Source organism: Crocosphaera sp. (assembly GCF_030064895.1).
Classification (GTDB): domain Bacteria; phylum Cyanobacteriota; class Cyanobacteriia; order Cyanobacteriales; family Microcystaceae; genus Crocosphaera.
The window spans coordinates 34,817-61,411 of record NZ_JASJEB010000004.1 but is presented as its reverse complement, the minus strand read 5'-3'; the positions used below and the strand labels follow the sequence as shown (position 1 = coordinate 61,411).

Below are 26,595 nucleotides of genomic sequence, written 5' to 3'. Positions count from 1 at the left end.
TAGCAAAAAGTCTCTAATGTTTCTCGTTTGTGGTTTAGGTAGTTTAGGACAACACTGTGTTGTGGCCTTGAAAAAATTTGGGGTCAAAGTGATTGCTATTGAACAAATTATACCCACAAGTTGGGATTTTCCTGAATTACCACAATTGTTGGAAGAATTAATTATTGGTGATTGTCGTCAGATCGAGATTCTTGAAAAAGCCAAATTACAACAATGTCGTTCTGTTTTAATTGTTACTAGCGATGAAGAAGTAAATGCTCAAACCGCATTAACGGTTAGGGAAATTAATTCTAAGATTCGTTTAGTGGTTCGTTCTGGTCAAGAAAACTTAAATGAATTATTAAATAAACAATTAGGAAACTTCTTTGCTGATGATCCCAACCAACTAACTGCTTCTGCGTTTGCTTTAGCTGGTTTAGGAGACGAAACTATTGGCTTTTTTACTTTAAATAATCATCGCTTTCAAGTTATTAAGCATCAACTGAAACCTAATGATTCTTGGTTATATGGACTCAAACTTGAGCAACTAAATAACAAAAAGCGTCGTATTTTAAATCATATTTATGATGATAGTTATGAATTTAAAGGTTTTTATCAATGGCAAAATCAATCTCAACTCAACCCAGGAGATACCTTAATATATATCGAATTAGTTGATGAATTTTCTTTAAAATCTTTTACAGCTTTAAAAAAATCAAAAAAACGCAATATTTCCTGGAACCAAAAGCTAAAAAAATTTCTCAATCGCTTAAAATTAGAACTATCTCAACTGGGAACTTTTACCTTATTACGTCAAGTGCGTACAGTGGTATTAGTTTGTACTTTCCTGATCATGATTTTGTTGATTATTGGAACATTTTTATTTCAATTTTATTATCCTGAAACAACATTTCTCTATGCGTTTTATGCGACGGCAATTTTATTATTAGGGGGTTATGCTGATCTCTTTGGTCAATTTGATCCTATTAGTTCTATTCCCCCTTGGTTACAATTTTTTGCCTTGAGTTTAACGGTTATTGGTACTGCCTTTGTGGGTGTTTTATATGCTGCACTAACCGAAACATTACTATCAGCAAAATTTCAATTAGTTCGTACTCGTCCAGGGATTCCGCAAAAAGAACATTTAGTTATTGTTGGTTTAGGAAAAGTTGGTCAACGGGTAGCTAACTACTTAAAAGAAGTGAAACAAAGCCAAGTGGGCATAAGTTTTAATTCTGACTTTGATCGCACCCGTTTACCTGATATTCCCCTAATTATTGGTAACCTAAAAGAGTCTTTAGTCCAAGCTAATTTAAGCACAGCTAAAAGCATTATTGTCACCACAGATAATGAAATGTTAAACCTAGAAATCGCTTTGATGGCAAGGTTAATTAATCCTAATAGTCGTTTAGTTATTGGTGCTTATCGGAAAGGATTAAGTGAAAGATTAACCAATTTACTCAAAAATACTCAAGTTATTAGTTCCTATGCTGTTGCTGCTGAAGCTTTCGCCGGTGCAGCTTTTGGAGAAAATATTTTAAATCTATTTCGACAACAAAATAAGACAGTTTTAGTTACAGAATATCAAATAGAAGATCATGACACTCTTAATGGCCTACTGATCGCAGAAGTTGCTTATGGTTATGATGTCGTGGTGATTTTGTATCAAAAAATGGGGCAAGAAGTTAACCTCATGCCATCTCCTGAAATCAGATTAAAAGTCGGCGATCGCATAATTGTTTTAGCCACAGTTGATAGTTTACAAAGAATAGAACAAGGCAATATTTTACTAACATCTCGTTGTTGGGGAGTAAGAATTTATTCTGTTCCCAATCAAGACGCAGCTTTTGAAGGTGCCAATGCTATTGCCCGTATTTCTGGTTGTGATTTAAGGTTAGCAAGAAAGCTAATGAAGTCTTGTCCTCAAACATTACCGATGCCATTTTATCAACATCAAGCTCAATATTTAATTCGAGAGCTCAGTCAGATATTAATTAAAACAGAATTATTAACCATTTAGCAGTGTAATTAGTTTCTTTTTACCCTCATTATCTAACTTTTCCCAGAGTAAATCATAAGCAGATAATCTCATTTGACCTTGTTCATTGTGCAAAATTTGAATAGCAATTAATAACCCTTCATCTCCATAACTTAAAACACTACTTAACGCTTCAGATAAAGCCGACATTTTTTCTTGTTCTGATGGACTTAATCTTTGATGTTTAACATAATTGGACATAATTTATTGGTAAATTTAAAAGGGTATACTGGGAGTGTGGGGAGACGGGGAGATAGGGGAGTGTGGGGAGTGTGGGGGGTGTGGGGGGTGTGGGGAGATGGGGAGATTAATAGATTAATTTGATTAACCGAGTAGTATTGACGAAAAGCCCCACCTAAATCCAAGATAATTAGGTGGGGAAAATGTTGCAAATGAAAAGTTTAATGGCAGATTTTCTAGTAAGCGAGTCCCATACTGCGGGTTGTTTCTGCCCCAAGATAAACACGGACGCTTAAGAAGTCGGTAGGACAAGCGGTTTCGCATCGCTTACAACCAATACAGTCCTCTGTACGAGGAGAAGCAGCGATTTGACCTGCTTTACAACCATCCCAGGGAACCATTTCTAAAACATCTAGGGGACAAGCGCGAACGCATTGAGTACAACCAATACAGGTATCGTAAATTTTAACTTTATGTGACATTGATTTTCGGCTCCTTAACCGAGTGTTCTCCTTGGTCAAACACCTCAACTTAAACTTAATTCAAAGTCGAGACTCCCCAACTGAACAAACACTTAAGAGGATCTTATGTGTCTATTGTAAAATGTAGTTAGGGTCAAGGGTTAGTTTACCTTAGTAGTAGAGCCTCTTCCTACAAATTGTTATACAACTTTAAAATATGTAACAAATTATCAATCAATCAGGATCATCCAATTGTTTGACCGAGACATCCACCACCTCAACGTCAACGATTCCTGGGGGTGTAATCCTTTGAAATTTGCCGTCTTTAACTTCTAGGGTTTCACCACAGTTGGGACAGGAAGAATTAACCCCTTTAAACCCCGTAAACTCATAGCTACACACAGGACATTGATCCTCGATTAAGTTGCGCTGAACCCACCACCGTAAGATCCATAACCCAATTATGGGCGTAACCGCAATTACCCCTAATAAAATTAAAAATCCATTAACCACCCATCCCAAGCCCAGGGAGACCAATAAAATGCCCAATAGTAGCAAATTCAGGAAACACCCTAATCCCGATCTATTAAGCCATAGTAGTTTTGGAGAATAATTATTCACAATCCCTCTCTCAGGTTGCTTTGTCTAGCGACTTATATTTCTATTTTATCTAAAAAATCTATATAAATTACTATTTTAGACGATCTATAGGTGACAATTCGTCTTAAAATAATGCAGTGAAACATTTAGCCTATGGGGATTTGGGCGATTTACGTTTATTAATATAACTGATCATCCATCCTTTTAAAATTAGGACTGGCCAAAACCACATAGGACGCAAAACTCAATGTTAAGGAGATTATTCGATGAATAAAAGTGAATTAATTGACGCAGTAGCTGATAAGGCTGAAGTTACCAAAAAACAAGCAGATATGGTTATTAGTGCCACTATTGAAACCATTATGGAGGCAGTGGCCGGAGATGATAAGGTGACTCTGGTGGGCTTTGGTTCTTTTGAATCACGCGATCGCAAAGCCCGTGAAGGCCGTAACCCCAAAACCAACGAAAAAATGCACATTCCGGCCACGAAGGTTCCTGCTTTCTCAGCCGGCAAGAAATTTAAAGAAGCGGTTGCACCCAAAGATTAGTCATAATCAGCAGATGAAACAACCCGTTCATGGTGGTAATTTAGCCTGGGCAGCAGAGCAAATAGGCTGTCCATTTTCTTCTATTTTAGATTTTTCTGCTAGTATCAATCCTCTGGGTCCCCCTCAATCTGTTTTAACCGCCATTAAATCGGCTTTAAGCAGTGTTCAGCACTATCCTGATCCTGAATACACAGAACTAAGGCAAGCACTCTCAGAATGGCATAAACTGCCCTCTGAGTGGATTCTGCCAGGTAATGGGGCAGCAGAATTATTAACTTGGGCTGGCCGTCAGTTAGCCCAGGAAAAATATACTTATGTCATGATTCCTGGATTTAGGGATTATTGGCGAGGTTTACAAGCTTTTGGGGCGAATATTCTGCCCGTCTCTTTTCCTTGGCAAAGTTCTGATGCTCTTAACTGTCTCTATAATCTTCAGGAAAGGGATGCTGGGATTATTATCAATAATCCCCATAATCCGACGGGTAAGTTATTCACTACAGAGAGTTTATTACCTTTATTAGAACGGTTTAAATTGGTGGTGGTAGATGAAGCTTTTATGGATTTTGTTGAGCCTGAGCAACAAGCAAGTTTAATCCCTTTTATTGCTGATTATCCTAATTTAATTATTGTACGATCACTCACTAAGTTTTATAGTCTTCCGGGTCTGCGTTTAGGTTATGCGATCGCCCATCCTGATCGACTTCAAAAATGGCAATCTTGGCGCGATCCTTGGCCGGTTAATAGTTTAGCTGTTCAAGCTGCGATCGCTGCTATAAATGACGAAGTATTTACAGAACAAACCAGGGAATGGTTATCAGTAACCCGTGAACACTTATTAACAGGATTATCAGAAATTAAAGGTTTAAATCCTATTCCTAATACTGTTAATTTTACTTTAGTTGAAAGCGACATTTCTAGTTCTCAAATACAAAAAAAATTATTACAAAAATATCATATTTTGATTAGAGATTGTTTGAGTTTTGAAACGTTAGGCGATCGCTATTTTCGCATTGCAGTTCGTACTGTCACCGACAACAATAAGTTACTTGAGGGGTTATCATATCTTTTTAGTTGATCTATAGGTATTTTAGGGTTTAAAAGTATACTAATCTGGGTAGATTTAAGTATAACTGAAATTAGGTTTAGATATTTTTATTGAGTTCCTTTTTAACTTTTTCAAATAAGATTAATTCTGGTTCAAGAAGCAACTTAAGTTTATCTAAATTGTCAGGTATTTGGACTGAATTTGGCACTAATCTTCTTTCTCTTTTCTCTATCAAAGGTAACTCCAATTTCTTTGACAGAGAATGCATATCTGAATTCATAGTCTCGGTAAAACATACAGCAGAACAAGATAATATTTTTTCGAGAGCTTCCTCTATGGAATATTCAGGAGAAAACATGTATAGATGTGTCAATAAATAAGGTTTGCGAATTTTATCAAGAAAGTCATCAAAATTATCCCCTAAGAAGACGGTTTCTTTAAAAACACTATCGATGAATGGATCTTCTAAATATTTATTTGGATTGTTAATATTTTCTTTTGTCCAAGTCAAATATTTATAAAATGATAAAACTCTTTTAATAGGATTACGTAACATAGTAATCGTAAAAGTATCTGGAGGTAAGCTAATTTGATGGGCTGGATGATGAGAATGAGCAAAAAAATAATTACCTTCTTCTATTAATGGCTTTACACTATGAACAAAGACTAAACTTTTTTTTATCAATCTTCTCTCTTGTTTTTTTGACTGTAAATCAAAACCGCCCAACTCCCAAAAAGAAGAATTTAAACTTGTTCCTCCTGTTTTTCTAATATGATAATGGTAAATTCTTCTGTATTTTCCTGCTATTAAATAGCGAGATGATAAATATTTTATATATGCTTCATAAGCTGGTCTTGCTAAGTTTTTAAAATTGCTTTTTATGTTTTTCAGCATTAGTGACTTCATTGAATTTCCCCTGATTGTATCATTAATCTGCAATTTCCTAACAGAGAATTGGTAAAATTAACATATCGTAACATCTTGAGAAAATAAGATTTTCAGTTTTTAAGTATTTAATATAATAATCAATTTGAGTTATTATGATTAATAATCTAAGGAAAAAATAGTCAGATATGTTAACAGTTATTGGTTGCGGTAATCTAAATCGATGTGATGATGCAGTTGGGGTTATTATTGCTCAAAGATTGCAAGAGATTTTTAAAGATAAAAATTTAGCTAATCTACACATTTATGATTGTGGAACCGCAGGAATGGAGGTGATGTTTCAAGCAAGGGGAAGCACAAAATTAATTATTATTGATGCTTGTTCTACAGAATCAGAACCAGGAACTATTTATAAAGTACCAGGAAAGGAATTAGAAGAATTACCAGAAGCTAGTTATAGTTTACATGACTTTCGCTGGGATAATGCTTTAGCAGCAGGAAGAAAAATATTTAAAGAGGAGTTTCCTGATGATGTTACTGTCTATTTAATTGAAGCAGAAAATCTAGGATTAGGGTTAGAAATTAGTCCTAGTTTAAAAGATTCTGTTGAAAAAGTAATTGATTCTATTCAACAAGAAATTAATAATTTTTATTCGTAAGGTAATAAAAGAAATTTTTCTGGATATTGAGACTCCTCTCTTTTAATAACTTTGTGTTCATCAGCTTTCTAATTGAACTCTTTTAATATTAAGAGAAGTTCGTATATCTTCTAGAGAAATATTCCAAAATTGATCCCAACGAATACCAAATAGAGGAGAAGCATTATTGGCCATTATCCACCCTTCGGTAATTGCGTTTAAATACTTCTCACTATTTTCAATTTGATAAATAGTAGTTTTGAGGAGATTTTTGGCTAATAAAGATAACCAAAAACGAGAAAAACGCAGTTGTTTAACACAGAATGCTTCTAATTGAATTTCTCCTATAATATCAGTATCAAAACCAGTAATAACGTGCCAGATATCGTGGGTTTCCCGAATGTGTAAAAGAATAAATTCAGAATCATTATTTATTGGTATTTGTTCTAGGTTTAATGGAGTTAAACCTCTTTCTTTAAGATGATTACTGTAACAATAACCTAACGTATTTTCTGGTAATTTATGAAGTTCATTCAAGTCAACATCACCTAAGCAATGATATTCCTTAAATGCTTGTTTTCCTTCTTGATTTTCTTTAAGAAATGTAGCTATTTTTTTGAGACTATCAACATCGAAAAGAACCTCAAATAGTTTACCAACTACTTCGAGGTCTCCATCTTTTGCTCTTAACATCTCTAGAAACCTTTGTAACGCCAACTCTTCCCACTTTTCTCGATTATCTTCTATCCTTAACATGGTAAATTGATTTATTTTCTAAAGTTTATATTTCACCCTTATCCTATAATATAACATTAATTTTTCAAGCGATCGTTAACCACGGGGTCTTATTGACCTGAGTTCGATATAAGGAAATTTCGAGAAAACTGACTCAAATCAGAAGTCTCAAACCTTCATTCTCTCGTTAAAAAATTTATAACTCCTAACTCCTAACTCACGTTACTGTACTCCGACACTTCTTCCATTAGAACCAAAAACAATGGGAGTTTCTTGTTTTAAAGGTTCCCATCCTACATTATAACCTGCTTTCCATGCTTGTTTTCTCGCTGCTCTAAACGCAGAAAAACTATCAGGACGCACCAGAAAAGCTAAATAATCTGTATTAGGATCAAAGTTTTTTAGGGTTTGATTAAAGTTAGAATCTGTTTGAGCAATGGTTTTATAAGATTCTCCTGTTTCAGGGGTTAAGGGTTCATAAATGAGCGCATCAAGGTCATAAAATTTAACTTGATAATGTTTAGTTTCTCCTTGAAAACGTCGAAAACTTTGCATAGTTTGCGCTCGACACTTTTCGTATTCTTCAATTCGATTAAGATAAAATTGATACGTGTAAGTATCGAAATTTTGGGGAATTTCAGGTACAGAACATTCTGGTAAATTTTTCGTTAAAAGAGCGATTTGACGATCCACTTCTTCATCGTTAATATAGGATATTTTGTTATTTCTAACTTCAAAAAAGCGAGGTTTTTTCTCAGTATTAGAAACCAAAGGAGTTGTAACAATGGTACTCGATTCCACTGCAACAACGGTAATAAATAAACTAATAAACATTAATACCCCGACGGTATTAGTTAAAATATCTAAAAAAGAATCTAGGTTTTGACTAGGTGAGTTTAGTTGACGATATCTTCTAGTTCTCATTGTTGTTTAATTCTTCTATTTTTAATGTCCAATCTTCATCAATGGGTTCGTATCCAATATCGATCCCCCGTTTTTCTACTATGTCTCTAACTTGTTGAAACACATCGATTCCTTGGGGACGAAGCACAACAATTAAATACTGTTTGTCTTTGTTTATTTCTACCTCACTAATTAATTTATTTAAAGGTGATCGTCGGTTATTAATATCAGATTTGGGAACAAAAACTTGACTGGGATGTAATAAAATTCCATCTTCGCGACACTCTATATATTTAGGAATTTTACCCTGATTTTCTCCACTGGTTTCTTGTTTAGCAATAATAGTAATTTCTCGTTCATCTTTTAATAATTGGGTGGTTAAAACAATGATCAATAAAATGAGTGTACCAATGGTACAAGCTAAAATCGAAAGAAAGGGAAATAACTCAACTTCTAGGGATTTTTTGGCAAAAGAAAGACGACGCATAAATTAAAGTTCTTCGGAATCAGTAAAGGTGATTAAACGGGGTTTACTTAATTTTTCTAGAATGGGTTGAATGTGTTTTATTTCTGTGATCATAGACTGGGAAAGTTGTCGATTGACGTTTACTTGTTGGTCTAATGTTTCTAAGAATTTGCTCTTTTCTTCCAGACTCATGTTATTAATTTTCTCAATTTGTTCCATTAAATTACCGCTTAATTGTTGTAATTTTTCGATTTCTGTAATAAAGCTTTGAGAAAAGTTTTCTGCTGCTTTTTTAGCATAAATTTCTGCTGGTTCAATTAAAGCTTCAGGGTTGGGTAAATATTCTTTAAATACCTCACGAACCGATTGATTAATACCATCATAATCTAAATTATCGCCCTTTTCTTTCAGACGAGGTAAGACAAAATCATTGATATAAATATCGATTCTTAGTAGCAAACGGGATTCCATCCTTTCCACTAAAACTAAAGGAATCATCACCAAAACACTCAATAACAAAGCTAATAAAGTAGTATCAAAAGCAACAGCTAAACCACTGGTAACAGTACCAATTCCTTCTTTAATTTGTTCAATTTCTCCTGCTTGCTCAAGGAAACTAGAAAACCCATTTACTGCTTGACTAATACCGATAACTGTACCAATAAATCCTAATAAGGGAATCGCCCAAACCAAAACACGGGGAAAGCTATAAGAAGTCTCCGTTGCACTTAAATAAAACGTAGAATCATCTAAAGCTAACTCTGAAGCAACTTTACGACTTCCCGACTGAACATAAGCTCCTAAAACACGACTACAACGAATAGGTAAAAGCTGATTTAGTTTACTTAAATTATTTTGTAAGTTCAATAAATCTCGGGATCTTGGATTATCAAAAGTAACAGTTTGGGGAACCCAAGAACGACGCAAAGCCAAAGATTCCTGTTGTAATTTAATCAGTTTCATGATGGTCAAAGAAATCACAAAACAAGCTAAATAAATAACTAAAAATTGAGTAAACCCTCTTTCATATAATAAAATTCCGATAAAAGTGGGTCTTAAAAATAACAAAGTGAGGGTATAGATAGCGACAAAAAGTAATAAACCCATCAAGGATATCAACCAGAAATTAACCTCTAATTTCTGACGTTCCGCATCTCCCGACAATAATAAATATTTGTTAGACTCTTGAGTTGTTGTTGTCATCCTAAATTAAATATGAAAATAGGGAATAGAGAATGACTTAAAGTTATCATAGTTAATAAAATAAGCAAACCCGATCAAGATAAAGGGAAAACAATTGTGAAAGTTGTGCCTTGGTTAGGTTGCGAAATAACTCTAATGGTTCCTCCCATCCCTTCTACTAAACTTTTGACGATAGATAAACCCAGTCCGGTTCCCCCAACGTTACGACTTCTCGCTTCATCTACCCGATAAAACCGCTCAAAAATGCGAGTTTGATGGGTCAAAGCAATACCCACACCCCGATCGCAGACTTGGATCTTGGCCTCTTGTTTTTCTTGAGAAAGTTTGAGCAAAATGGGTTCAGGAGAATGGGAATACTTAACAGCATTATCGATTAGATTCAAAAACACTTGTTTGAGGCGATTTTTATCCCCTTTTACCTTAACTAAGGAATCAGGAAGAGAAAACTTAATAGGAGTTTGGTATTGATCTACCATTCCCTCAATTTCAGTCAATAACTCGTTCAAGACGATGGTTTCCAGATGAAAATACATCCGTCCATTTTCGGCCCTGGCTAAATCTAATAAATCCTGTAATAATTGAATGGTACGCTCAGCCTCAGAAGCAGCCGTTTCTAAAGCTTCCCGTTGGATATCCGTTAAATTACTGCCCCGACGTAGAGTACTCTGTAAATAACCAGAAACCACCGTTAACGGGGTGCGTAACTCGTGGGAAACATTGCTAACTAACTGACGTTGATCTTCCCAAGCGTGGGAAAGATCGGTTAGGGTAGTTTGTAGCGTTTGAGCTAATTCTTTCACCTCACGAGGAGCATTTTCTAACTCAATTTGTACCTTTCCCAAGGTTTCAGGAGAAATATCTTTTGTCTTCTTGCTCATGCGTTTTAAAGGGTGTAAAGCATTTTTGATATACCAAGCGATCGCTGCTGTCATCAAAACAGTTACCATCAAACCCACCAGCAGCAAACTACTCATGATACTCAAAAACATGGTTTGATCCTTGGTTATGTCTTGCGCAATATAAAATTCTCCCACCGTAACCCCTTTAACAACTAATTTTGTGGAACATAATAACCAATAACGATTATTAATCCGTTGTAAATCAGGTTGAAGAGGAATATCCGTCAAAGAAACTAAACTGGTTTCTCCCATCCCCATTTTTAAAGCTTCAGACTGGGCCAATATTTCTCCTTGGGGACTTTTTACCCAGAGTAAGGTTTCGGGGTTAGACAGGTTATCAATGGCCTTTTGAGTTCCTTCTTCCAAAGAAACCATATCGCTATAGATTTCTACATCAGAAGGAAAACGTTCCGCAATGTAGCGTGTATTATTTTTATGAGTGACGACTAAAATACTCTGCATTTGCCAACAGATTCCAGTCACCACCCCACTCAACCCCAAAATAGACATCGCAGCGATACCTACGGTTAGTCGCACTCGTAGAGAAGTTAGATGAGAAAGTTGTTTCACACTAGGGAAGGATTTAATCAGGAACATGACGGACAATCTATGTGAGTTCACTCTCATCCTGTCACAATTAACTAAACCATAAATGATAAAAAGCTGAGTTTTCCCTGAAAGCATTATTATAATTGGACTTGAAAAGCCATAGCGCAAGGGTAAGGCTTTTTGATAGTATCTTGATAAGAGGATTTATCTTCTCAATTAATTATTGTTATACATTACACAAGTAACCATGCCAGAACCATTTAGATTTAGCAGTGGTCACGTCGCCTATACGGTAGCAGATTTAATCGGAGTTTGCAATCAGTCTCCTCAAGAAATCATATATCATTTAAAAAGTGGGGATTTTGAGAAATGGTTAGCCTATATTGGGGAAGGAGAAATCGCCCAAAAAGTTGAAGAACTTAGGAAAATATTAGTTATAGAAGAAGAACAGTTAAAACAGTTTATCCAAGTTTTACAACCCCCAGAAACTTCTGCCATAGAAGAACCTGAAACGGAACAATCTCTAGAAACTTCTGCCATAAAAGAACCTGAAACGGAACAATCTCTAGAAACTTCTGCCATAAAAGAACCTGAAACGGAACAATCTCTAGAAACTTCTGCCATAGAAGAACCTGAAACGGAACAATCTCTAGAAACTTCTGCTATAGAAGAACCTGAAACGGAACAATCTCTAGAAACTTCTGCCATAGAAGAACCTGAAACGGAACAATCTCTAGAAACTTCTGCTATAGAAGAACCTGAAACGGAACAATCTCTAGAAACTTCTGAAACTTCCGAAGTTACCGAAGAAACAAAAGAATCAAAAAAACCTATTGCTCCACTTAATGAGTCTTCTGATGAAAGTATTGAAGCAAACAGTTCTTTTGCTAAAGCAGTTCAAGGCTTTATGTCTAATTATATTAACAAGGAATAATTAGCTTTTATTAGGTAGGGTGGGCAATACTCACCTTACTAGGTTTTATAATTCTCTTCATGTCCTAATTTTATCCTCACTATTCAACCCAAAATAACCTAATCCTGCCCCCATTAATTCGGCTAAAATACTAATTATTCTAAAAATAGCAATGGTTGTTAAAACGATTTCAATGGGTAAAGATGATGTTTCCAATAAAGCAATAATTGTTGCTTCAAAAACTCCCAAACCACCAGGCGCACCAGGAATTACTAAACCTAGTAACCAAGCAAAACTAAAGGCACTAATTATGATTGGTATTTGCTGAAAAGTAATAGACATAAATGCCATCAAAGCAAAAATAAATCCCAATCCTCTTAATAATAAAAAAATAATTTCTCCTGCTAAAATAATACCAGGATATTTCTCGAAATAAACTGTTTTAATCTCTTCATTTTTCTTCTTTTTTTTAAGATTTTTGGTAAAAAAAATAACTCTATTAATAATAATAGGATGAATTCCTACTAAAACAATAATTAATAGCAAGCATTGTAAGAATAAGATATTAAGATTTTTGGTTGTTTCAATGAGACCAATACTATGACTTAATAAAGCAATTAATAAAGCAGCAGCAGCCATTAATAAAGGTTCTAATAACACAGTTAAACTAGCAACAGATAAAGAAATACCCTGTTTAGAAATAGAAGAAATTCGACCATAAAAATGACCAACATTTCCAGGCAAATACTTATAAATATTGGTAACTAAATATATCTTTAATCCCCATTTATACTGACAAGAATACTTAAATAGTTCTAGTATTTTTATCCAAACAATAGCTGACCAAATATGTGCAAATAAGGTTACAATTAAAGCTAATAATAACAATCCCAAACCCGGAAAATCGATCTTTACCTCTGTTACAGCTTGCCAATGATTTCTAAAGGTCGAAATTATAAAAAATAAGGTAATTCCTAAAACTAGCCATTTTAAATAAACTTTAATTGATGACATAATGACATAATCATAAAACCGCTTCATTAACCCCTACAACCTTAACATCTGTAGTCTAAGTTGATGAAAATGGTATTAAAAAAAAATCAAGGAGTAGGTTTTAAAACCTACTCCTTTGAATACCCCCAAGGGAATTTGAATCCCTGTCGCCTCCGTGAAAGGGAGGTGTCCTAGGCCACTAGACGATGGGGGCTTGTTTTTCTAGACCTTTATTAATATAACAAGATTTTTTGTCAGTGTCAAGCGTTTTGAGAAAATTTTTTTTGACCAACTCATGGTAGAGTAGGATTGCAGGTTAAACGGATAGATAGTAACCTCCACAGCGTGAGATTAGCGATCGCTCACTAAACAAATAAAGAAGAACTGAACTATGACGAGGAAATATCGTATAACCCTACTGCCAGGGGATGGCATCGGCCCTGAGATTTTAGCTGTTACCGTTGATATCCTCAAAGTTGTTGGTAAGCAGTTAGACATTGATTTTCAATTCCAAGAAGCATTGATCGGTGGGGTTGCCATTGACGAAACAGGCAAACCACTGCCAGAAGCAACCCTGAAAATGTGTCGTGATAGCGACGCGGTGTTATTAGCTGCCATCGGCGGTTATAAATGGGATAACCTACCCCGTGAACAACGCCCAGAAACAGGTTTATTAGCTATTCGCGCTGGACTCAACCTTTTTGCTAACCTAAGGCCAGCAACCATTATACCTCAATTAATCGGTGCGTCTTCCCTGAAACCAGAAATCGTTGCAGGGGTGGATATCATGGTAGTTAGGGAGTTAACCGGCGGCATTTATTTTGGCAAACCCAAAGGCATTTTTGAGACAGAAACCAAAGAGAAACGAGGGGTCAACACTATGGCTTATACTGAGTCAGAAGTTGATCGCATCGCTAAAGTGGCCTTTGAAACCGCCCAAAAACGTGGTGGTAAGCTATGTTCTGTAGATAAAGCCAATGTCCTCGATGTTTCTCAACTATGGCGCGATCGCGTTACCTTAATGGGGGAAAAATACTCCGATGTGGAACTGTCTCACCTCTATGTAGATAACGCAGCGATGCAGTTAGTGCGCGCCCCTAAACAGTTTGATACCATTGTTACAGGGAATTTATTTGGAGACATTCTCTCCGACGCAGCAGCCATGTTAACTGGTAGTATTGGGATGTTGCCTTCTGCTAGTTTAGGTTTAGAAAAACCTGGTTTATTTGAACCCGTTCACGGTTCGGCCCCCGATATTGCAGGAGAAGACAAAGCCAACCCCTTAGCCCAGGTTCTAAGTGCAGCGATGATGCTACGCTATGGGTTGAACGAACCCAAGGCAGCTGCTAGGTTAGAAAAAGCCGTTTTCGAGGCTTTAGCCCAAGGATATCGCACAGGGGATATTATGTCTGATGGCATGAAAGCAGTAGGATGTAAAGCAATGGGAGAAGTTTTGTTAAGGATATTGGAATCATAGTTTAGTATTTTTCCGTCCTTTGATGTGTATTCTTTCCATTAATATATTAAAGGCAAACCTCGATAACTTTGTGAGGAGATCATTATTATGGCTTATACACATCACATTAACGAGTCACAAGCGCAAGGGATGGACTCTACTATTATTTTAGACCCGACCCTGTTACGGGCAGCACAACGGATCTATCGTACTTATTGTATGTTACATCCGAGAAGTGCCAAGCGACCTCATGGTATCGCCATTCATAGAAAAAGTCATCGAGGCCAATTAATTTTTCGTCATGATCCCGTTCTTTTACCGGGGGAATGTTTTGTGCCAACCAAGCAGCTAGAAGTTGAAATCTAGTAACATCATATATAAACTTTTTAACATACATGATTGAAGTCGAACACTTAAGCAAAATTTATGGTTCAACTGCTGCTATAAAAGATGTGAATTTTTCCGTTGAAAAAGGAGAGATTCTCGGCTTTTTGGGACCAAATGGCGCAGGAAAAACAACCACTATGCGTATCCTTAGCGGTTTTATCCCTGCCACCGCTGGAACGGCTAAAATTGCAGGATATGATGTTCATGAACAGTCTTTAGAAGTTAGACGCAACATCGGTTATCTTCCGGAAACTCCTCCTCTGTACCCAGATATGACAGTAGGAGGGTTTTTGGAGTTTGTGGCTAGAATTAAAGGAGTAGCCAGCAAACAAAGACAATCTCGGGTAGACTGGTCTATGGAACGCTGTCAACTGCAAGATAAGCGCAAAGTTTTGATCCGTAAGCTATCTAAGGGTTATAAACAACGGGTCGGTATTGCTCAAGCCATCGTTCACGATCCCCCCGTAATTATACTAGACGAGCCTACTGTTGGCCTCGACCCTAAACAAATAATCGAAGTCCGCAACCTGATTAAGAGTTTAGCCGGGGAACATACCCTACTTTTATCTACTCATATTTTACCAGAAGTGAGCATGACCTGCGATCGGGTCACGATCATCAATGGTGGTAAAGTTGTGGCAACGGATACCCCGAATCATTTAATGTCCCATTTAACAGCAAAAGGAGGATATGAAATTGAAATTGAAGGGGATATCTTTAGTTTAGAAACCATGTTAAACGACCTAGCTGGAATTAGTCAATTAGAAATTAAATCCAATAGCGAAACTAAGCGTCATACTTTATTATTAACTACTGATTCCCATCAAGAAATAGGTAAAGATATTGCTGCTTTAATTATTAATCAAGGGTTGGACTTATACGAAATGAAACGAACTCGTGCTACTTTAGAAGATGTTTTCTTAAATGTGATTACAGAAGAAGCAGCAACGGAAGATGAGGAAACTATTTTGGAAAAAAATTCATCCTTGGAATTTGATGGGGAGACAGAGAAGATGGGAGACGGAGGGTAAATTTATTCTATTAAATATTATATTATCAATAACTAAATAAACCTTATAACTATTATTGAGATGATACTAACTAATTTAGCTGCTATTTTTCGCAAAGAATTTCAAAGTTATTTTGCTTCTCCTTTTGCTTACATTATCGCTGCTGTGTTTTGGTTAATTGGGGGCTTCTTTTTTAGTGCTATTCTAGAAGAGATATTACAAACCCTTTCCTTTTTTGAACAAAGTGGTCAATTATCGGTTCCTGTTGATGTTGCTGGTCAATTTATCGATAGTTTTTTTGCGGTAATTATTTCCTTATTATTAGTATTGTTACCTGCTTTATCTATGGGACTTTATTCAGAGGAAAGAAAACGGGGAACCCTAGAATTATTAGCGACTTCTCCTGTAACAAACTGGGTGGTTGCTGTAGGAAAATTGTTAGGAGTTTTAGCATTTTTTATCGTATTAATGATACCATTTTGGATTTATGAAATCATCATTTTTAGTAATGCGAGTCCACCAGTAAACCTGAATATTATTTTATTATCTCATGGGGCTTTAATTTTAGTCGCTACTGCTATTCTTTCTTTAGGAATGTTTATTTCTTCCTTAACCGATAGCGGAATTTTAGCCTATATTTTGACCTTTGTTTTAATATTATTTTTATGGATTATGGATGCGATCGCAGCTAATTTACAAGAACCTTTTAAAAGTATTGTATCCTCTCTTTCTTTATTTGATCGTTATACAGATTTAGTTAGGGGAGTGTTAGATGTTAGTAGTATAGTTTTGTTTATAAGCTATATACTATTAGGGATTTTCTTAACTGCACAATCTATTGAAGCTTTCCGATATCAACGTTCTTAAAATGCTTACCTTAATTTTTATAAAAAGACTTAAAAGTATTATAAACAAATGCAAAAAATAAATAACTATAAAATAATTCTCAAATATCTATTTGTCCCCGGATTAATTTTAACAGTTTCGGGTTTAGTTCCTATCTTTCTCACACAAACTCAGAGTATTCTTTATCTGAGTTTAGTGATCATGGGGGGGATTTTTTTATTTACTTGGTTAGTCTATCTGTTAGTAACAGGGAGAAGTTTTTGGCAAAAAAGATCCACCCAAATAGGAACTAATGCTTTTATTGCAACCCTATCTTTACTAATAATTTTAGCCTTAATTAATTTTATTGCTGTTAGTTATTCTCCTCGCATTGATTTAACAGAAAATGAACTCTATACCTTATCATTAGAAACCCAAGAAATTATCAAAAATCTTGATAAACCCACTAAAGTTTATATTTTTGACAAGGAGATAAAACCCCAAGACGAAGACTTATTAGAAAACTATCAACGATACAATGATAACTTTAAATTTGAACTAATTGATCCCGATATAAAAGTAGGAATCACTCAACAGTTTAATGTTCAATCATTAGGAGACGTTTATCTAGAATACGAAGACAAAAAACAATTAGTACAAACCTTAATTACTTTTAACCAAAGGGAATCCTTATCAGAGATAAAATTAACCAATGCGATCGCAACAATTCAACAAGATTATATTCCAAAAATTTATCTGTTACAAGGTCATGGAGAATATTCACTAGAACCAACTCCCGAAGGAAGTTTATCAGAAGCAACTCAAAGTCTTGAAAGTAAAGGATATGAAGTCAGACCCTTAAATATAGTAGAAAATGGAGGAATTCCTGAAGATGCAGATGTGATTATTATTGCTAGTCCAAAACGTCAACTATTTGACCAAGAAGTAACAGCATTAAAAGAATATTCAGACAAAGGAGGTAACTTATTTTTAATGCTTGATCCTAACACAGATCCAGGTTTAGAACCCATACTAAAAGACTGGGGAATTAAGTTAGATAATCGTATAGTTATAGACGGTTCAGGGGCCGGAAATATTGTCGGTTTGGGTCCGACTACTCCTTTTATTACCAGTTACGGAAACCATCCTATCACAGAAGAATTTGCTAATAGTATTTCGTTCTATCCCTTGTCTCGTCCGGTTGATACTATTGAGGTTGAAAATGTGCAAGCAACCTCCTTAATAGTCACTAGTGAACAAATGTGGGCCGAAAGTAATTTAGAATCAGAAGAAGTTATCTTTGATCCCCAAGAAGACATTTCTGGACCGTTTGATTTAGGGGTTGCATTAACCCGTAGTATCTCTTCGGAAACGGTTGATAATAAAATAGAACCAGAAGAAACTAATAATAGTCAAGACAATTCAGATAATAATAAAACAGAAGACAACAATAGTAAGGAAATAGATAATAATAGTAACAAAGAAACTGATTCCAACAAAGATGAAACAAAAAATAATAATAATGCTGAACAAGAAGATACTGAAAATGAGATGAGCGATACAACTGATAATCAAACTGATTCCAATAAAGATGAAACAGAAAATAACAATGATTCTGAAAAAAAAGACAGTGAAAGTGAAAGCAATAATACAACTGATAATCAAAATGATTCCAATAAAGATGAAAAAAATGAAATAAAAAATAATAATAATTCTGAACAAGAAACAGAACAAAAACATAATGATGCAAACAAAGATAAAATAGAATCTCGTTTAGTCATTATTGGTAATTCAACCTTTGCAACTAATAATTTATTCAATCAACAATTAAATGGAGATGTTTTCCTAAACACTGTACAATGGTTAAGTAATCAAGACGAACAACCTCTATCAATTCGTCCTAAACAAGTAAAAGATAGAAGACTCAATTTATCCCCCTTACAAGCTACTATAGTGCCTATATTGTCATTAGCTGTTTTTCCTTTGTTAGGTTTAATTGCTGCTGGAATAACCTGGTGGCGAAGAAGATAAAAATTAACAATAGAGAGGTCAATTATGAAGTTACAAAAAACAACTTTAATCTTATTAGGAATCGCTACTATTTTAGGAGTAGGAGTTTATGTCTATGAATTACAAATTAATACGCAACAGGAAGAAATTGCCGCCCAAAATAAACAACTATTTACTTTCGATGAAAAAGATATCAAAGTATTAACTATTGAAACCAAAGATACAACCTATAAATTTGAGAGAACTAGCGAAGAAAAACAATCTTGGCAAATGAAAAAACCCCAAGAAACTGTAGCAAATGATGCTGTCATTGCTTTTTTAACCAATCTTTTGGTTAACAGTGAAACTGCGAGAACTTTAACAGTTCCCAACGCTCAAAAAAAAGAATATGGTTTAGATAAACCACTAGGAACAATTACCATTGAACTTGAGAATAAAAAACAACATAAAATCATTTTAGGTCAACCAAATTTTCAAGAAGAATTATTGTATGCTCAAATTGATCCTCAAACCTCACAGCAACAAGAAATTACCATTAACTTAGTCCCCAAAAATTTTCAGTACGCAGTAGATAGAGAACCAGAAGAATGGACTCAAAAAAATTAATTTATCTAACCACAAAATAGGGAACGGTATCTTTGTTTAATCAGTCTCAATAATTAAGATGAGAAGATAATAATGCTATCTTATGAACAATTTTCGTGCTATATGTATAGGAATAGAAGAATATTTACATTATCAACCCTTAAGAGGTGCGGAAAATAGCGCGCAGGAACTTTATCGATATTTTTTTACAGAAGTTAATCTTCGATCCCATCAATTATTATTACTCACTGATACCTCTCCCTCCCCAGGAAAACTTTCAACATATCCTAATCGTAATAACATTTTAGAATGGATTGATGATACTGCTAGTAATCTAGAATATTGTTGTTTTTTCTTCCAAGGATACGGTATTAATTATCAAGGAGAAGATTATTTACTGCCTATTGATAGTAACATTAATACAGTTTTACAAACAGGAATAAAAGTGCGATCACTTTTTGAAAAATTACAAAATAGTAGCCAAAATCTCTTAATTATTTTAGATTTACAAAACCCTTTAAAAGATGGGAAACTAGGACAAACTACTTTAAAAATAGCGCAGAAAAAAGGCATTTCTTTGATTTTTTCCTGTCGTTCCCTTTATTATCAAAATCTTAGTCTAGAAAAAAGTCCCTTAATTACTATCTTAACCGAAGCATTTCGCTATTATAAACATGATCTTAACCTTGCTAAATTAGACTCTTACCTGAGACAAAAATTAAACCCATCTTGTCAGAATAATTTTCCAGCGATCGCTCTTCCCATTATTATTAGTCGTTATAAGACTCGTCATCAACCCCTATTCCCTACTCCTCAGAAACAGTTAGTCAAAACTCAAGCAGATCACACCCCATCCTTCAAAATAAAAAAAACGTCACCCCATTCCCCCCAAAAACACCCCATAAACACCCTTATTTTACCAAAGCTACCAAAAACATCCTTTCAACCAGAACTCCATTTAAACGTTCCTGTAGTAAAAACAAACATTAAACCGGTTGTTGCTAATACCTCTTCCGGTTCAACCCCAAAAACCAATAATCAAACCAAAAAAAAGTTATGGATAATACAATATTTGTTATGGATAGGAGCAATATTAGGAACAATAAGTATTTTGTGGTGGATGTCTCTAAAAATACGTCAACATCTCAACCGGATAAATTATCAAACAACCCAGGAGAATCAACAAATATTAGATTATGGTAAGATAAAACTAAGTACGCAGCAAGCATCAAGGTTTAATGAAGCTATTAGCTATGCTCGTCACATTAAACCCCATACACCCCTCTACAGAAAAGCACAAAATAATATTAAAGAATGGAGTAAAACTATTTTAGATATTGCTCAAGGAAGAGCTATTTTAGGAGATTTTCAAGGAGCTATATCAGCTATAAAATTGATTCCCCAAGATAACCAAAAACTATATAAATTAGGGCAAACACGCCTAAAAGAATGGCAAAAACTAAGCAAACAACAAGAAAAAAATCAAGTTTTAATCGAAGCTGCATTGTCTTTAATTAAACCTAATCAAGCTTCATCATATCAACAAGCAATTAGAATTTTAAAACAGATAGAAAAAAAGGAAATAGGCTATAATCACGCCCAGAAAATAATTGAAGAATTAAGTAATAATATTTATCAGTTAGCTAAAACTAGGGCAGAGAAAGGACAATTAACCTTAGCTATTAAAACCATTAATTTAGTACCGAATGATAGTCAAATTTATCCAATTGCACAAGAAACCAAAATAAATTGGCACAAGGGTCTCACTCAGTAAAGAAACTTAGATCCTATCTTTAAATTATTATTCCGAGAAAACTTGCAATCTAATTATTTGATCAAGATAAAATTACCGTAGTCCGATGGAAAATGCCCACCCTAAAATAACTACAGTAACCATAATGCTGAATGCTATCAGCGACTAGAAATATCAGTAAAATTAACTAAGTAATTTCTACAATAAATTAGACGATAAGAAAAAATAGTTAAAATATCTTAAAACTAAAAACTCCAAAAATACTCAAAATCACGGTTTTTATTTAATGAATTAAGAGTAACAATGGAGGTGTGACGAATATCACATAACTATCCCTTATTAGATCACTGCCAATAGTGAATATATCATTCAAAATGAGTGCCAAAACTATAGCAGTAAAAAAATTTAGTTAGCACATTGTTTGTCTGTTTAATTGTCTTGTCATGCAAAAAACACAATAGATATCATCAACGTTTTAACAATAACTTTTAGTGTGATAGTTAGTGAAAACCCGGTCTAAATTTTTATAGTGACTTTCGGATGAAAATTATGAATACAAGATACACAGAAATATTTTTGTTTCTCTCTCGTCTTTCCCGTAGAAACAATAAAGGGTTTGTTAGCGGATTTGCTTTAGTTGCTGGAGTTTTGATGACACTCACAGGAGCCGTTATGTTAGTCAGAAGCAGCAGCGAAAAAGAGAAAGTTACCGTTCAACAAAACATCGCTAAAGGCATGGCTAAAGCTGAAGTTGGGGTGATACGCATTGCCCAGTTTTTGAATCAAGAACAGCATCAAGAACTTATTAAAACAAAGCTTGAGGACTGGCCAACTGTTGCTACTCAAATCGTTAATAAATACCAACCTAGTGGTGATGGCAATAATAATAACAATAATAATGGCGGTGGTCATGAATTAGAAGCTAAGGCCTGTGATGGTACTCAAATCCCTGGGGAATGGGGACTAGGGGGAGGCAATTCCGATACATATGAGCCAATTGCTCCCTTTGATAAAGACGAGTTTAATGATATGGTTGACAAACTCCGTAACAAGCAGTGGATCGAAGTTGATGATCAGGATTCATCTGCTGGAGAATTTCGCTTAACCAGTTATGAATTGCTGCCAGATACAACTGCTCCAAACATAGTTAAGCTAGAAATAGAAGCTCGCGGACTTGATCAAGACAATAGCAGTAGTGATCTTAAGTTTAATAATTCTATCAGGAAAATTAGTGTTAATTTGCCTATCCTTGAACGGTCTGATAATTCAAGTAACGCTACTGGAACTGAAAACACTGCTCTGACCCCAGGATTATGGGTTAGTGATACAAATAACGGCTCGGGAGGTAATAATGACAACTCAAAACAGTCCAGTGATTCAAGTAAACCCAATAAACCAATTAACGCTGTTACCTGGATAGATTGCTCACAGAATGGTGACTGGAATACTAGCGAGAGTTATGTCAATAGCAACAAATTAGATTCCACTGCCATCGCAATTGGTGAGACAAATGTTAACCCGACTGAAAATGGTGGTGTTCAACAAGTAAGAGATAATCTGCCTGATATTCCCGAGGTTCCTAGTGGTGTTTCCAACTTAGATCCTCTTAACTTTAGCAATTGTGGTATCACTTTACCTCGTGGTGTTTCTGGAAACACTTCGAGTGGTAGTAGCAGCGAACAATGCGATGACTTTCAAAATAATGCTACAGACACCGCCATTGGCAATATCTATTACTATCACTTTAAAGGGGATGACTCTATCATACTGAGTAACGCACAAATCAGAATTAATCCCCCTGTAGGTAAAAAAGTTGTTATTTTTATCGACGGTGGAATTACTATGAGCGGAACAAGCACATTTGATAACGCTCAGACTACCCAATGTCGGAGTGAAAGTGGTAACCAGACTGTAGTGACCTTCATTGGTGATCCTGAAGATCCCAGTAAACTAGAACTTTATAGCCGGTCAAGTTCAAAAGAAATCAATATATCTGGTGGCACCATAATTAGTGGCTTTGTTCACGCCCCGCAAACTAAGTTACTGATATCTCAAGCACAAATACGAGGAGCAGCATGGGTTAAAGTAATGGATGCTTCCAATAGTGGATCTGATTGCGATCGCTCCATCAAACAAATGGATGTTGGTTCAACCCTGGTTATGGGTGATTCAGGAAGTCAACGAGGACGGCCTCAAAACTTCACAGTTGTTGGCCAAGTTTCCTCTTATCGAAGTATAGAAGTAGATTAGGTGGGCAAAGAAACTTTAACTTAAACTCTGAGGATTATCTCCATGTTAAGAGTACCTGTTTTATCCCTCAAAGGAACACCCTTAATGCCCACTAAACCAAGTCGGACTAGACCGTGGATTGAAGAGAAAAAAGCTGTTGGAAAGTTCAATAACTTAGGACAATTTTATGTTCAACTTTTAGTTGAGCCATCTGACACCAAAACTCAGTATATTGCTCTAGGAATTGACCCAGGAAAACTCTTTTCTGGTAAGCGCAGTATATTTTCTCTGGCTGGTGTTCTGGCCATACCGCTAAACAAATCTCAACAAATCTCAGTTTCCGATTTTAATTGGAAAAGATTGGGACAATTTACTGCCTCGAAAGTTGTGTTGCTTCAACGCTCTACGGGGCTTATTTGTAAACAGGAAACGGACTTCGTTGGAGCAACTATTTGTTAGTTGATGCTCGTTTCCTCCCCGACGTTTTGAGACGACGGGGTTTCCTCTCGCATATTTTAGGATGAACAAACTACTACTGAAACTAATTCTTCATCGCTCAAAACCGAAAAATAATCAAGGTTTGAGTCTCCTTGAGGTCCTTATCTCGATGTTAATGACCTCAGCCTTTCTAATGGGAACCTTACAAGCGATGACCATTAACGCTGTTTTACAAGTTAAATCGGAAAGACAAGCTCAAGCTAACTTTTTGATCCAACAAGACATTGAAAGAATACAGGCAACCGCCAGTAATATGGGTCTTGATAATATTCAAAATAGTTCAGTTCTTAACCCTGGTAATCTGACTAATGAAGAAATTTGTAACCGTTCTCGGGGAGCGGCCGCCATTGACAAGAAAGATAAGGGTTTTGGGGCAGATTTAGTCAACGAATTAGATGATTTATTAAGCAAAGATATAAATAGCCACGGTAATAACGACACTACCACTAAATCCTCTCCAGCTATTAGTAATAAAGACAAAATCTTTTCCAACGCTCCCGGAAACGTCGTGGTGCAAATACTCATGAACGGCAGTGATAATGAATCAGACCCAAATTTTGACAATAATCTTCTCAATAAAAATTATCGTCTGGTCCGATTAATGACAGTGGATGACCAGACCAATTACGACGTTTTACAAGTTTATTATCGAATGGGAGAACCCTATGTACCAGGTCAAGGAGGACAAGATCAAGATGGTGACACCTTACGAGATGACGAATCAATCATCGCTGAAAATTACGCAGAAGTTATGCCGGCCGCTGTTGCTGAGTGCGCTTTGTCACCGACATCCGAATAGGGGAATGACCCTCTTAGAAATAATGATTGTCACAGTAATTACTGGGATTATTGCTGCCATTGGCACCCCGAGTTTAATGGCAATGCTACAAGGAGATCAAGTCAAACAAGGTCTTAATCAAATTCAACTGGCCTTGCAAGATGCCCAAAAACAAGCCATTCGCAACTCTAAAAAATGCACCATTAAAATCGAGAAAAAGTCCGGCGATGATTATTTTTCTCTTGATATTGATAGAGATGATCCAGACGAAGACAATGATGGTTGTCTAGGTGGCGTTGACAGGGAATTACCCGAAAGCGTTGAGGTTGTCATGAATGGCAACCAACTCCAAGGGGGTGTGACTTTTTCCTTTAAAGGTACAACAACAGAAAAAGGGACTCTTGTGGTTCGACCCACAAAAGGTCAAGGTGTACAAAGATGCTTGGTTATCAGTGATGGACTAGGAATCATGAGAACAGGAATTTACGATGCAAACGCAGCCAACAACACCATCGATGCTAACTACTGTGAAAAATTAACACCAAACTAAGAAAAAATTATGTTAAAAATCTACTTAAAACTCTTACAAAAATCCCCTCCTGCTGGTGGTTGGACTCTTGTTGAATTAATGATTGCTGCGGCCATGACTTTGGTGGTTGTCATGGTGTCGGGGTTCGGGTTGATTATGATTTTAAAGGAGAATAAAGTTGCTAATGCCACTGGAGCAATGCAATATGAACTTAACAGAGCAACCGAATTTATTAGCGAAGAAATTCGTACTGCTAAAACTATTGAAACCAACATTGACGATATTAAATTATCTGCTCCCACCTTTTTTAGCAAACATCCTGACAAAACCCCCATTCTCGCTCTTAAAATTGACGGAATTTATGAACGAGTGATTTACTATATAGATGAGGTCGATGACGCTCGAGTTTGGCGTGGTCCTGGGGAGATTAAACGTTTTGGACCAGGATTCTACGGGAATGGAACCCATAAACATCCAGACGAGCCGGAGAATGTAGACAAGGATAAAGGCAGAAAACCCAGTAAGTGGAGAAGTCTCACTCTTGTAGACATGATGGTAGTAGACTTGGATGACAAGCGAAAAGATTGTCGCAACCTAACACGTGATCCCACTGAAGAAGGTGTATATACCGATAGTGAAGGTAATCAATGGTTTCGTTTTCCCAAAGAAACAGCAGATGTCAAGGGATTTTTTAGTTGTGTGCGAGAAGATAAACAACTAGCACAATTTAGTCTTGTCGGTACCACCCTCCATGAATTCCAGCATTTGGGGTACGAACAAGAAGGTATTAGGAGGAAAGAAAGCCGTCATGCCCATAAGATGGAGTATGAAGTGGTAAGTATGGCTCATGCCCGTTCGGAAGTCAGTGGTGGCAATGGAGGAGATATCCCTGGTTTTCGGGTTAACCCAGACATTACATTTAAGGAACCTGGTAATGCAATTATTGATGTTGTGTATGCGAAAATTCCTTGTTACGACAATACCACCAGTGATGAAGTTACAACCGTTTTTTATACTAAAGCTGAGGGTGGGGTTGATGGGGCAAACCGAGGTTCTGCCGTTCGATTTGATAAAAATGAAAGAGCTAACCCTCATATCAAAGAAACGCGATCCGGAGGATGTAGCCGTGAAAATATGCAATATGAGATCAATGCCACAGTTACAGATAACGTCAAGTATGCTACTAATGACACCAGTAATTATACTAAGCTCAATGATATTGTTCCTAGTTCATCAGACAATTTTCAGGAAATTGTCAATCAGTTAAATAGTAAAGACTTAATTAAGAAGGGTGAAGGTGATACTTACAACTTCTTTCTTCCTGATAACAAGGTTCTCTATTTTGTAGAGTTTGAATTTTTGACAACTACACCCGAAAATATAGATCCAGTCACTTTGGAAATAATCTCTTTTCAGAAGCAAAAGGATTCTCCCAATTTTGATGATGCAGTTATTTTAGTGGAACTAAACGAAACAAAATAGACCAGCTAATCCAACAG

General features: G+C 35.8%; 26 protein-coding genes, 1 tRNA gene and 1 pseudogene. 17 read left to right on the top strand and 11 right to left on the bottom strand.

Annotated elements, in window-relative coordinates:
- The first annotated feature begins 16 nt into the window (after positions 1-16).
- Positions 17-1,999 (top strand): NAD-binding protein, encoded by a 1,983-nt coding sequence (locus QNJ66_RS01830; RefSeq protein WP_300502479.1) that lies wholly within the window; start codon positions 17-19, stop codon positions 1,997-1,999.
- On the opposite strand, the gene QNJ66_RS01825 is transcribed toward QNJ66_RS01830, so the two are convergent.
- The 3 genes from QNJ66_RS01825 to QNJ66_RS01815 all read right to left on the bottom strand — a co-directional run bounded on the left by QNJ66_RS01825 (position 1,988) and on the right by QNJ66_RS01815 (position 3,279).
- Positions 1,988-2,218 carry a hypothetical protein gene (locus tag QNJ66_RS01825; protein WP_300502477.1) on the bottom strand — a complete coding sequence of 77 codons (231 nt, stop codon included), beginning with the start codon at positions 2,216-2,218 and terminating at the stop codon, positions 1,988-1,990. The genes QNJ66_RS01830 and QNJ66_RS01825 overlap by 12 nt on opposite strands.
- Before the next feature lie 215 nt (positions 2,219-2,433).
- Entirely contained in the window at positions 2,434-2,679 is a 246-nt protein-coding gene (psaC, locus tag QNJ66_RS01820; RefSeq protein WP_300502475.1) for a photosystem I iron-sulfur center protein PsaC, read from the bottom strand.
- A gap of 213 nt (positions 2,680-2,892) precedes the next feature.
- Entirely contained in the window at positions 2,893-3,279 is a 387-nt protein-coding gene (locus tag QNJ66_RS01815; RefSeq protein ID WP_300502473.1) for a hypothetical protein, read from the bottom strand.
- 245 nt (positions 3,280-3,524) lie between these two features.
- On the opposite strand from QNJ66_RS01815, the gene QNJ66_RS01810 reads away from it, so the two are divergent.
- Positions 3,525-3,806 carry an HU family DNA-binding protein gene (locus QNJ66_RS01810; RefSeq protein WP_300502471.1) on the top strand — a complete coding sequence of 94 codons (282 nt, stop codon included), beginning with the start codon at positions 3,525-3,527 and terminating at the stop codon, positions 3,804-3,806.
- A 13-nt stretch (positions 3,807-3,819) separates the two neighbouring features.
- Entirely contained in the window at positions 3,820-4,881 is a 1,062-nt protein-coding gene (gene cobD / locus QNJ66_RS01805; protein ID WP_300502469.1) for a threonine-phosphate decarboxylase CobD, read from the top strand.
- 67 nt (positions 4,882-4,948) lie between these two features.
- Here cobD and QNJ66_RS01800 read toward each other — a convergent pair whose 3' ends face one another.
- Complete coding sequence (locus QNJ66_RS01800) at positions 4,949-5,758, bottom strand: sulfotransferase family 2 domain-containing protein (protein ID WP_300502467.1); 810 nt, start codon at positions 5,756-5,758, stop codon at positions 4,949-4,951.
- 167 nt (positions 5,759-5,925) lie between these two features.
- Here QNJ66_RS01800 and QNJ66_RS01795 point away from each other — a divergent pair, with 167 nt between their 5' ends.
- Positions 5,926-6,396, top strand: a complete 471-nt coding sequence (locus QNJ66_RS01795; protein WP_300502465.1) for a hydrogenase maturation protease — start codon at positions 5,926-5,928, stop codon at positions 6,394-6,396.
- 60 nt (positions 6,397-6,456) lie between these two features.
- Here QNJ66_RS01795 and QNJ66_RS01790 read toward each other — a convergent pair whose 3' ends face one another.
- The 5 genes from QNJ66_RS01790 to QNJ66_RS01770 all read right to left on the bottom strand — a co-directional run bounded on the left by QNJ66_RS01790 (position 6,457) and on the right by QNJ66_RS01770 (position 11,178).
- The gene (locus tag QNJ66_RS01790; RefSeq protein ID WP_300502463.1) at positions 6,457-7,131 is read right to left on the bottom strand and encodes a Coq4 family protein; all 675 of its coding nucleotides are present in this window, start codon (positions 7,129-7,131) and stop codon (positions 6,457-6,459) included.
- A 201-nt stretch (positions 7,132-7,332) separates the two neighbouring features.
- Positions 7,333-8,034 carry a hypothetical protein gene (locus QNJ66_RS01785; protein ID WP_300502461.1) on the bottom strand — a complete coding sequence of 234 codons (702 nt, stop codon included), beginning with the start codon at positions 8,032-8,034 and terminating at the stop codon, positions 7,333-7,335.
- Positions 8,024-8,500 (bottom strand): hypothetical protein, encoded by a 477-nt coding sequence (locus tag QNJ66_RS01780; RefSeq protein ID WP_300502459.1) that lies wholly within the window; start codon positions 8,498-8,500, stop codon positions 8,024-8,026. The genes QNJ66_RS01785 and QNJ66_RS01780 overlap by 11 nt, the downstream gene beginning before the upstream one ends.
- A 3-nt stretch (positions 8,501-8,503) precedes the next feature.
- Positions 8,504-9,682 (bottom strand): MotA/TolQ/ExbB proton channel family protein, encoded by a 1,179-nt coding sequence (locus QNJ66_RS01775; protein WP_300502457.1) that lies wholly within the window; start codon positions 9,680-9,682, stop codon positions 8,504-8,506.
- 74 nt (positions 9,683-9,756) lie between these two features.
- Positions 9,757-11,178: a HAMP domain-containing sensor histidine kinase gene (locus tag QNJ66_RS01770; RefSeq protein WP_300502455.1), complete on the bottom strand. Its 1,422-nt coding sequence runs from the start codon at positions 11,176-11,178 to the stop codon at positions 9,757-9,759.
- 199 nt (positions 11,179-11,377) lie between these two features.
- Between QNJ66_RS01770 and QNJ66_RS01765 the strand changes: the two genes are divergently transcribed.
- Positions 11,378-12,064, top strand: a complete 687-nt coding sequence (locus tag QNJ66_RS01765; protein WP_300502453.1) for a hypothetical protein — start codon at positions 11,378-11,380, stop codon at positions 12,062-12,064.
- A gap of 57 nt (positions 12,065-12,121) precedes the next feature.
- Here the strand turns inward: QNJ66_RS01765 and QNJ66_RS01760 are convergent, their stop codons facing one another.
- Together QNJ66_RS01760 and QNJ66_RS01755 are read right to left on the bottom strand one after the other, a co-directional pair.
- On the bottom strand, positions 12,122-13,057 hold the full coding sequence (locus tag QNJ66_RS01760; protein WP_300502451.1) for a lysylphosphatidylglycerol synthase domain-containing protein: 936 nt from the start codon (positions 13,055-13,057) through the stop codon (positions 12,122-12,124).
- Between the two features lie 120 nt (positions 13,058-13,177).
- Positions 13,178-13,250: transfer RNA gene (locus QNJ66_RS01755), tRNA-Glu, on the bottom strand.
- Between the two features lie 177 nt (positions 13,251-13,427).
- On the opposite strand from QNJ66_RS01755, the gene leuB reads away from it, so the two are divergent.
- From leuB to QNJ66_RS01695, 12 genes and pseudogenes are all read left to right on the top strand, one after another.
- The gene (gene leuB / locus QNJ66_RS01750; RefSeq protein WP_300502449.1) at positions 13,428-14,513 is read left to right on the top strand and encodes a 3-isopropylmalate dehydrogenase; all 1,086 of its coding nucleotides are present in this window, start codon (positions 13,428-13,430) and stop codon (positions 14,511-14,513) included.
- A gap of 87 nt (positions 14,514-14,600) precedes the next feature.
- Positions 14,601-14,858 carry a hypothetical protein gene (locus QNJ66_RS01745; protein WP_300502447.1) on the top strand — a complete coding sequence of 86 codons (258 nt, stop codon included), beginning with the start codon at positions 14,601-14,603 and terminating at the stop codon, positions 14,856-14,858.
- Positions 14,859-14,887: 29 nt separating this feature from the next.
- Positions 14,888-15,910, top strand: coding sequence for an ABC transporter ATP-binding protein (locus tag QNJ66_RS01740; protein ID WP_300502445.1), 1,023 nt, complete (start codon positions 14,888-14,890; stop codon positions 15,908-15,910).
- Positions 15,911-15,970: 60 nt separating this feature from the next.
- A complete protein-coding gene (locus QNJ66_RS01735; protein WP_300502443.1) occupies positions 15,971-16,756 on the top strand; it encodes an ABC transporter permease in 786 nt (261 codons plus the stop codon).
- A gap of 48 nt (positions 16,757-16,804) precedes the next feature.
- Positions 16,805-18,745: a Gldg family protein gene (locus QNJ66_RS01730; protein WP_300502441.1), complete on the top strand. Its 1,941-nt coding sequence runs from the start codon at positions 16,805-16,807 to the stop codon at positions 18,743-18,745.
- 24 nt (positions 18,746-18,769) lie between these two features.
- On the top strand, positions 18,770-19,330 hold the full coding sequence (locus QNJ66_RS01725; protein ID WP_300502439.1) for a DUF4340 domain-containing protein: 561 nt from the start codon (positions 18,770-18,772) through the stop codon (positions 19,328-19,330).
- An 82-nt stretch (positions 19,331-19,412) separates the two neighbouring features.
- Positions 19,413-21,083, top strand: a complete 1,671-nt coding sequence (locus QNJ66_RS01720) for a caspase family protein (RefSeq protein WP_300502437.1) — start codon at positions 19,413-19,415, stop codon at positions 21,081-21,083.
- Between the two features lie 528 nt (positions 21,084-21,611).
- On the top strand, positions 21,612-23,312 hold the full coding sequence (locus QNJ66_RS01715) for a hypothetical protein (protein WP_300502435.1): 1,701 nt from the start codon (positions 21,612-21,614) through the stop codon (positions 23,310-23,312).
- A gap of 42 nt (positions 23,313-23,354) precedes the next feature.
- A pseudogene (locus tag QNJ66_RS01710) lies at positions 23,355-23,582 on the top strand (RRXRR domain-containing protein); the annotation flags it as partial.
- A 322-nt stretch (positions 23,583-23,904) separates the two neighbouring features.
- Positions 23,905-24,588 carry a hypothetical protein gene (locus QNJ66_RS01705; RefSeq protein ID WP_300502434.1) on the top strand — a complete coding sequence of 228 codons (684 nt, stop codon included), beginning with the start codon at positions 23,905-23,907 and terminating at the stop codon, positions 24,586-24,588.
- A gap of 4 nt (positions 24,589-24,592) precedes the next feature.
- Positions 24,593-25,117, top strand: coding sequence for a type II secretion system protein (locus tag QNJ66_RS01700; protein WP_300502432.1), 525 nt, complete (start codon positions 24,593-24,595; stop codon positions 25,115-25,117).
- 9 nt (positions 25,118-25,126) lie between these two features.
- Positions 25,127-26,578 carry a hypothetical protein gene (locus tag QNJ66_RS01695; RefSeq protein WP_300502430.1) on the top strand — a complete coding sequence of 484 codons (1,452 nt, stop codon included), beginning with the start codon at positions 25,127-25,129 and terminating at the stop codon, positions 26,576-26,578.
- Positions 26,579-26,595: the final 17 nt, after the last annotated feature.

Bases quoted from the DNA above. Each gene is read 5' to 3' on its own strand.
- QNJ66_RS01830 (WP_300502479.1), top strand. From the start codon at position 17: ATGTTTCTCGTTTGTGGTTTAGGTAGTTTAGGACAACACTGTGTTGTG.
- QNJ66_RS01825 (WP_300502477.1), bottom strand. From the start codon at position 2,218: ATGTCCAATTATGTTAAACATCAAAGATTAAGTCCATCAGAACAAGAA.
- psaC (WP_300502475.1), bottom strand. From the start codon at position 2,679: ATGTCACATAAAGTTAAAATTTACGATACCTGTATTGGTTGTACTCAA.
- QNJ66_RS01810 (WP_300502471.1), top strand. From the start codon at position 3,525: ATGAATAAAAGTGAATTAATTGACGCAGTAGCTGATAAGGCTGAAGTT.
- cobD (WP_300502469.1), top strand. From the start codon at position 3,820: ATGAAACAACCCGTTCATGGTGGTAATTTAGCCTGGGCAGCAGAGCAA.
- QNJ66_RS01800 (WP_300502467.1), bottom strand. From the start codon at position 5,758: ATGAAGTCACTAATGCTGAAAAACATAAAAAGCAATTTTAAAAACTTA.
- QNJ66_RS01795 (WP_300502465.1), top strand. From the start codon at position 5,926: ATGTTAACAGTTATTGGTTGCGGTAATCTAAATCGATGTGATGATGCA.
- QNJ66_RS01790 (WP_300502463.1), bottom strand. From the start codon at position 7,131: ATGTTAAGGATAGAAGATAATCGAGAAAAGTGGGAAGAGTTGGCGTTA.
- QNJ66_RS01785 (WP_300502461.1), bottom strand. From the start codon at position 8,034: ATGAGAACTAGAAGATATCGTCAACTAAACTCACCTAGTCAAAACCTA.
- QNJ66_RS01780 (WP_300502459.1), bottom strand. From the start codon at position 8,500: ATGCGTCGTCTTTCTTTTGCCAAAAAATCCCTAGAAGTTGAGTTATTT.
- QNJ66_RS01775 (WP_300502457.1), bottom strand. From the start codon at position 9,682: ATGACAACAACAACTCAAGAGTCTAACAAATATTTATTATTGTCGGGA.
- QNJ66_RS01770 (WP_300502455.1), bottom strand. From the start codon at position 11,178: ATGTTCCTGATTAAATCCTTCCCTAGTGTGAAACAACTTTCTCATCTA.
- QNJ66_RS01765 (WP_300502453.1), top strand. From the start codon at position 11,378: ATGCCAGAACCATTTAGATTTAGCAGTGGTCACGTCGCCTATACGGTA.
- QNJ66_RS01760 (WP_300502451.1), bottom strand. From the start codon at position 13,057: ATGTCATCAATTAAAGTTTATTTAAAATGGCTAGTTTTAGGAATTACC.
- leuB (WP_300502449.1), top strand. From the start codon at position 13,428: ATGACGAGGAAATATCGTATAACCCTACTGCCAGGGGATGGCATCGGC.
- QNJ66_RS01745 (WP_300502447.1), top strand. From the start codon at position 14,601: ATGGCTTATACACATCACATTAACGAGTCACAAGCGCAAGGGATGGAC.
- QNJ66_RS01740 (WP_300502445.1), top strand. From the start codon at position 14,888: ATGATTGAAGTCGAACACTTAAGCAAAATTTATGGTTCAACTGCTGCT.
- QNJ66_RS01735 (WP_300502443.1), top strand. From the start codon at position 15,971: ATGATACTAACTAATTTAGCTGCTATTTTTCGCAAAGAATTTCAAAGT.
- QNJ66_RS01730 (WP_300502441.1), top strand. From the start codon at position 16,805: ATGCAAAAAATAAATAACTATAAAATAATTCTCAAATATCTATTTGTC.
- QNJ66_RS01725 (WP_300502439.1), top strand. From the start codon at position 18,770: ATGAAGTTACAAAAAACAACTTTAATCTTATTAGGAATCGCTACTATT.
- QNJ66_RS01720 (WP_300502437.1), top strand. From the start codon at position 19,413: ATGAACAATTTTCGTGCTATATGTATAGGAATAGAAGAATATTTACAT.
- QNJ66_RS01715 (WP_300502435.1), top strand. From the start codon at position 21,612: ATGAATACAAGATACACAGAAATATTTTTGTTTCTCTCTCGTCTTTCC.
- QNJ66_RS01705 (WP_300502434.1), top strand. From the start codon at position 23,905: ATGACCTCAGCCTTTCTAATGGGAACCTTACAAGCGATGACCATTAAC.
- QNJ66_RS01700 (WP_300502432.1), top strand. From the start codon at position 24,593: ATGACCCTCTTAGAAATAATGATTGTCACAGTAATTACTGGGATTATT.
- QNJ66_RS01695 (WP_300502430.1), top strand. From the start codon at position 25,127: ATGTTAAAAATCTACTTAAAACTCTTACAAAAATCCCCTCCTGCTGGT.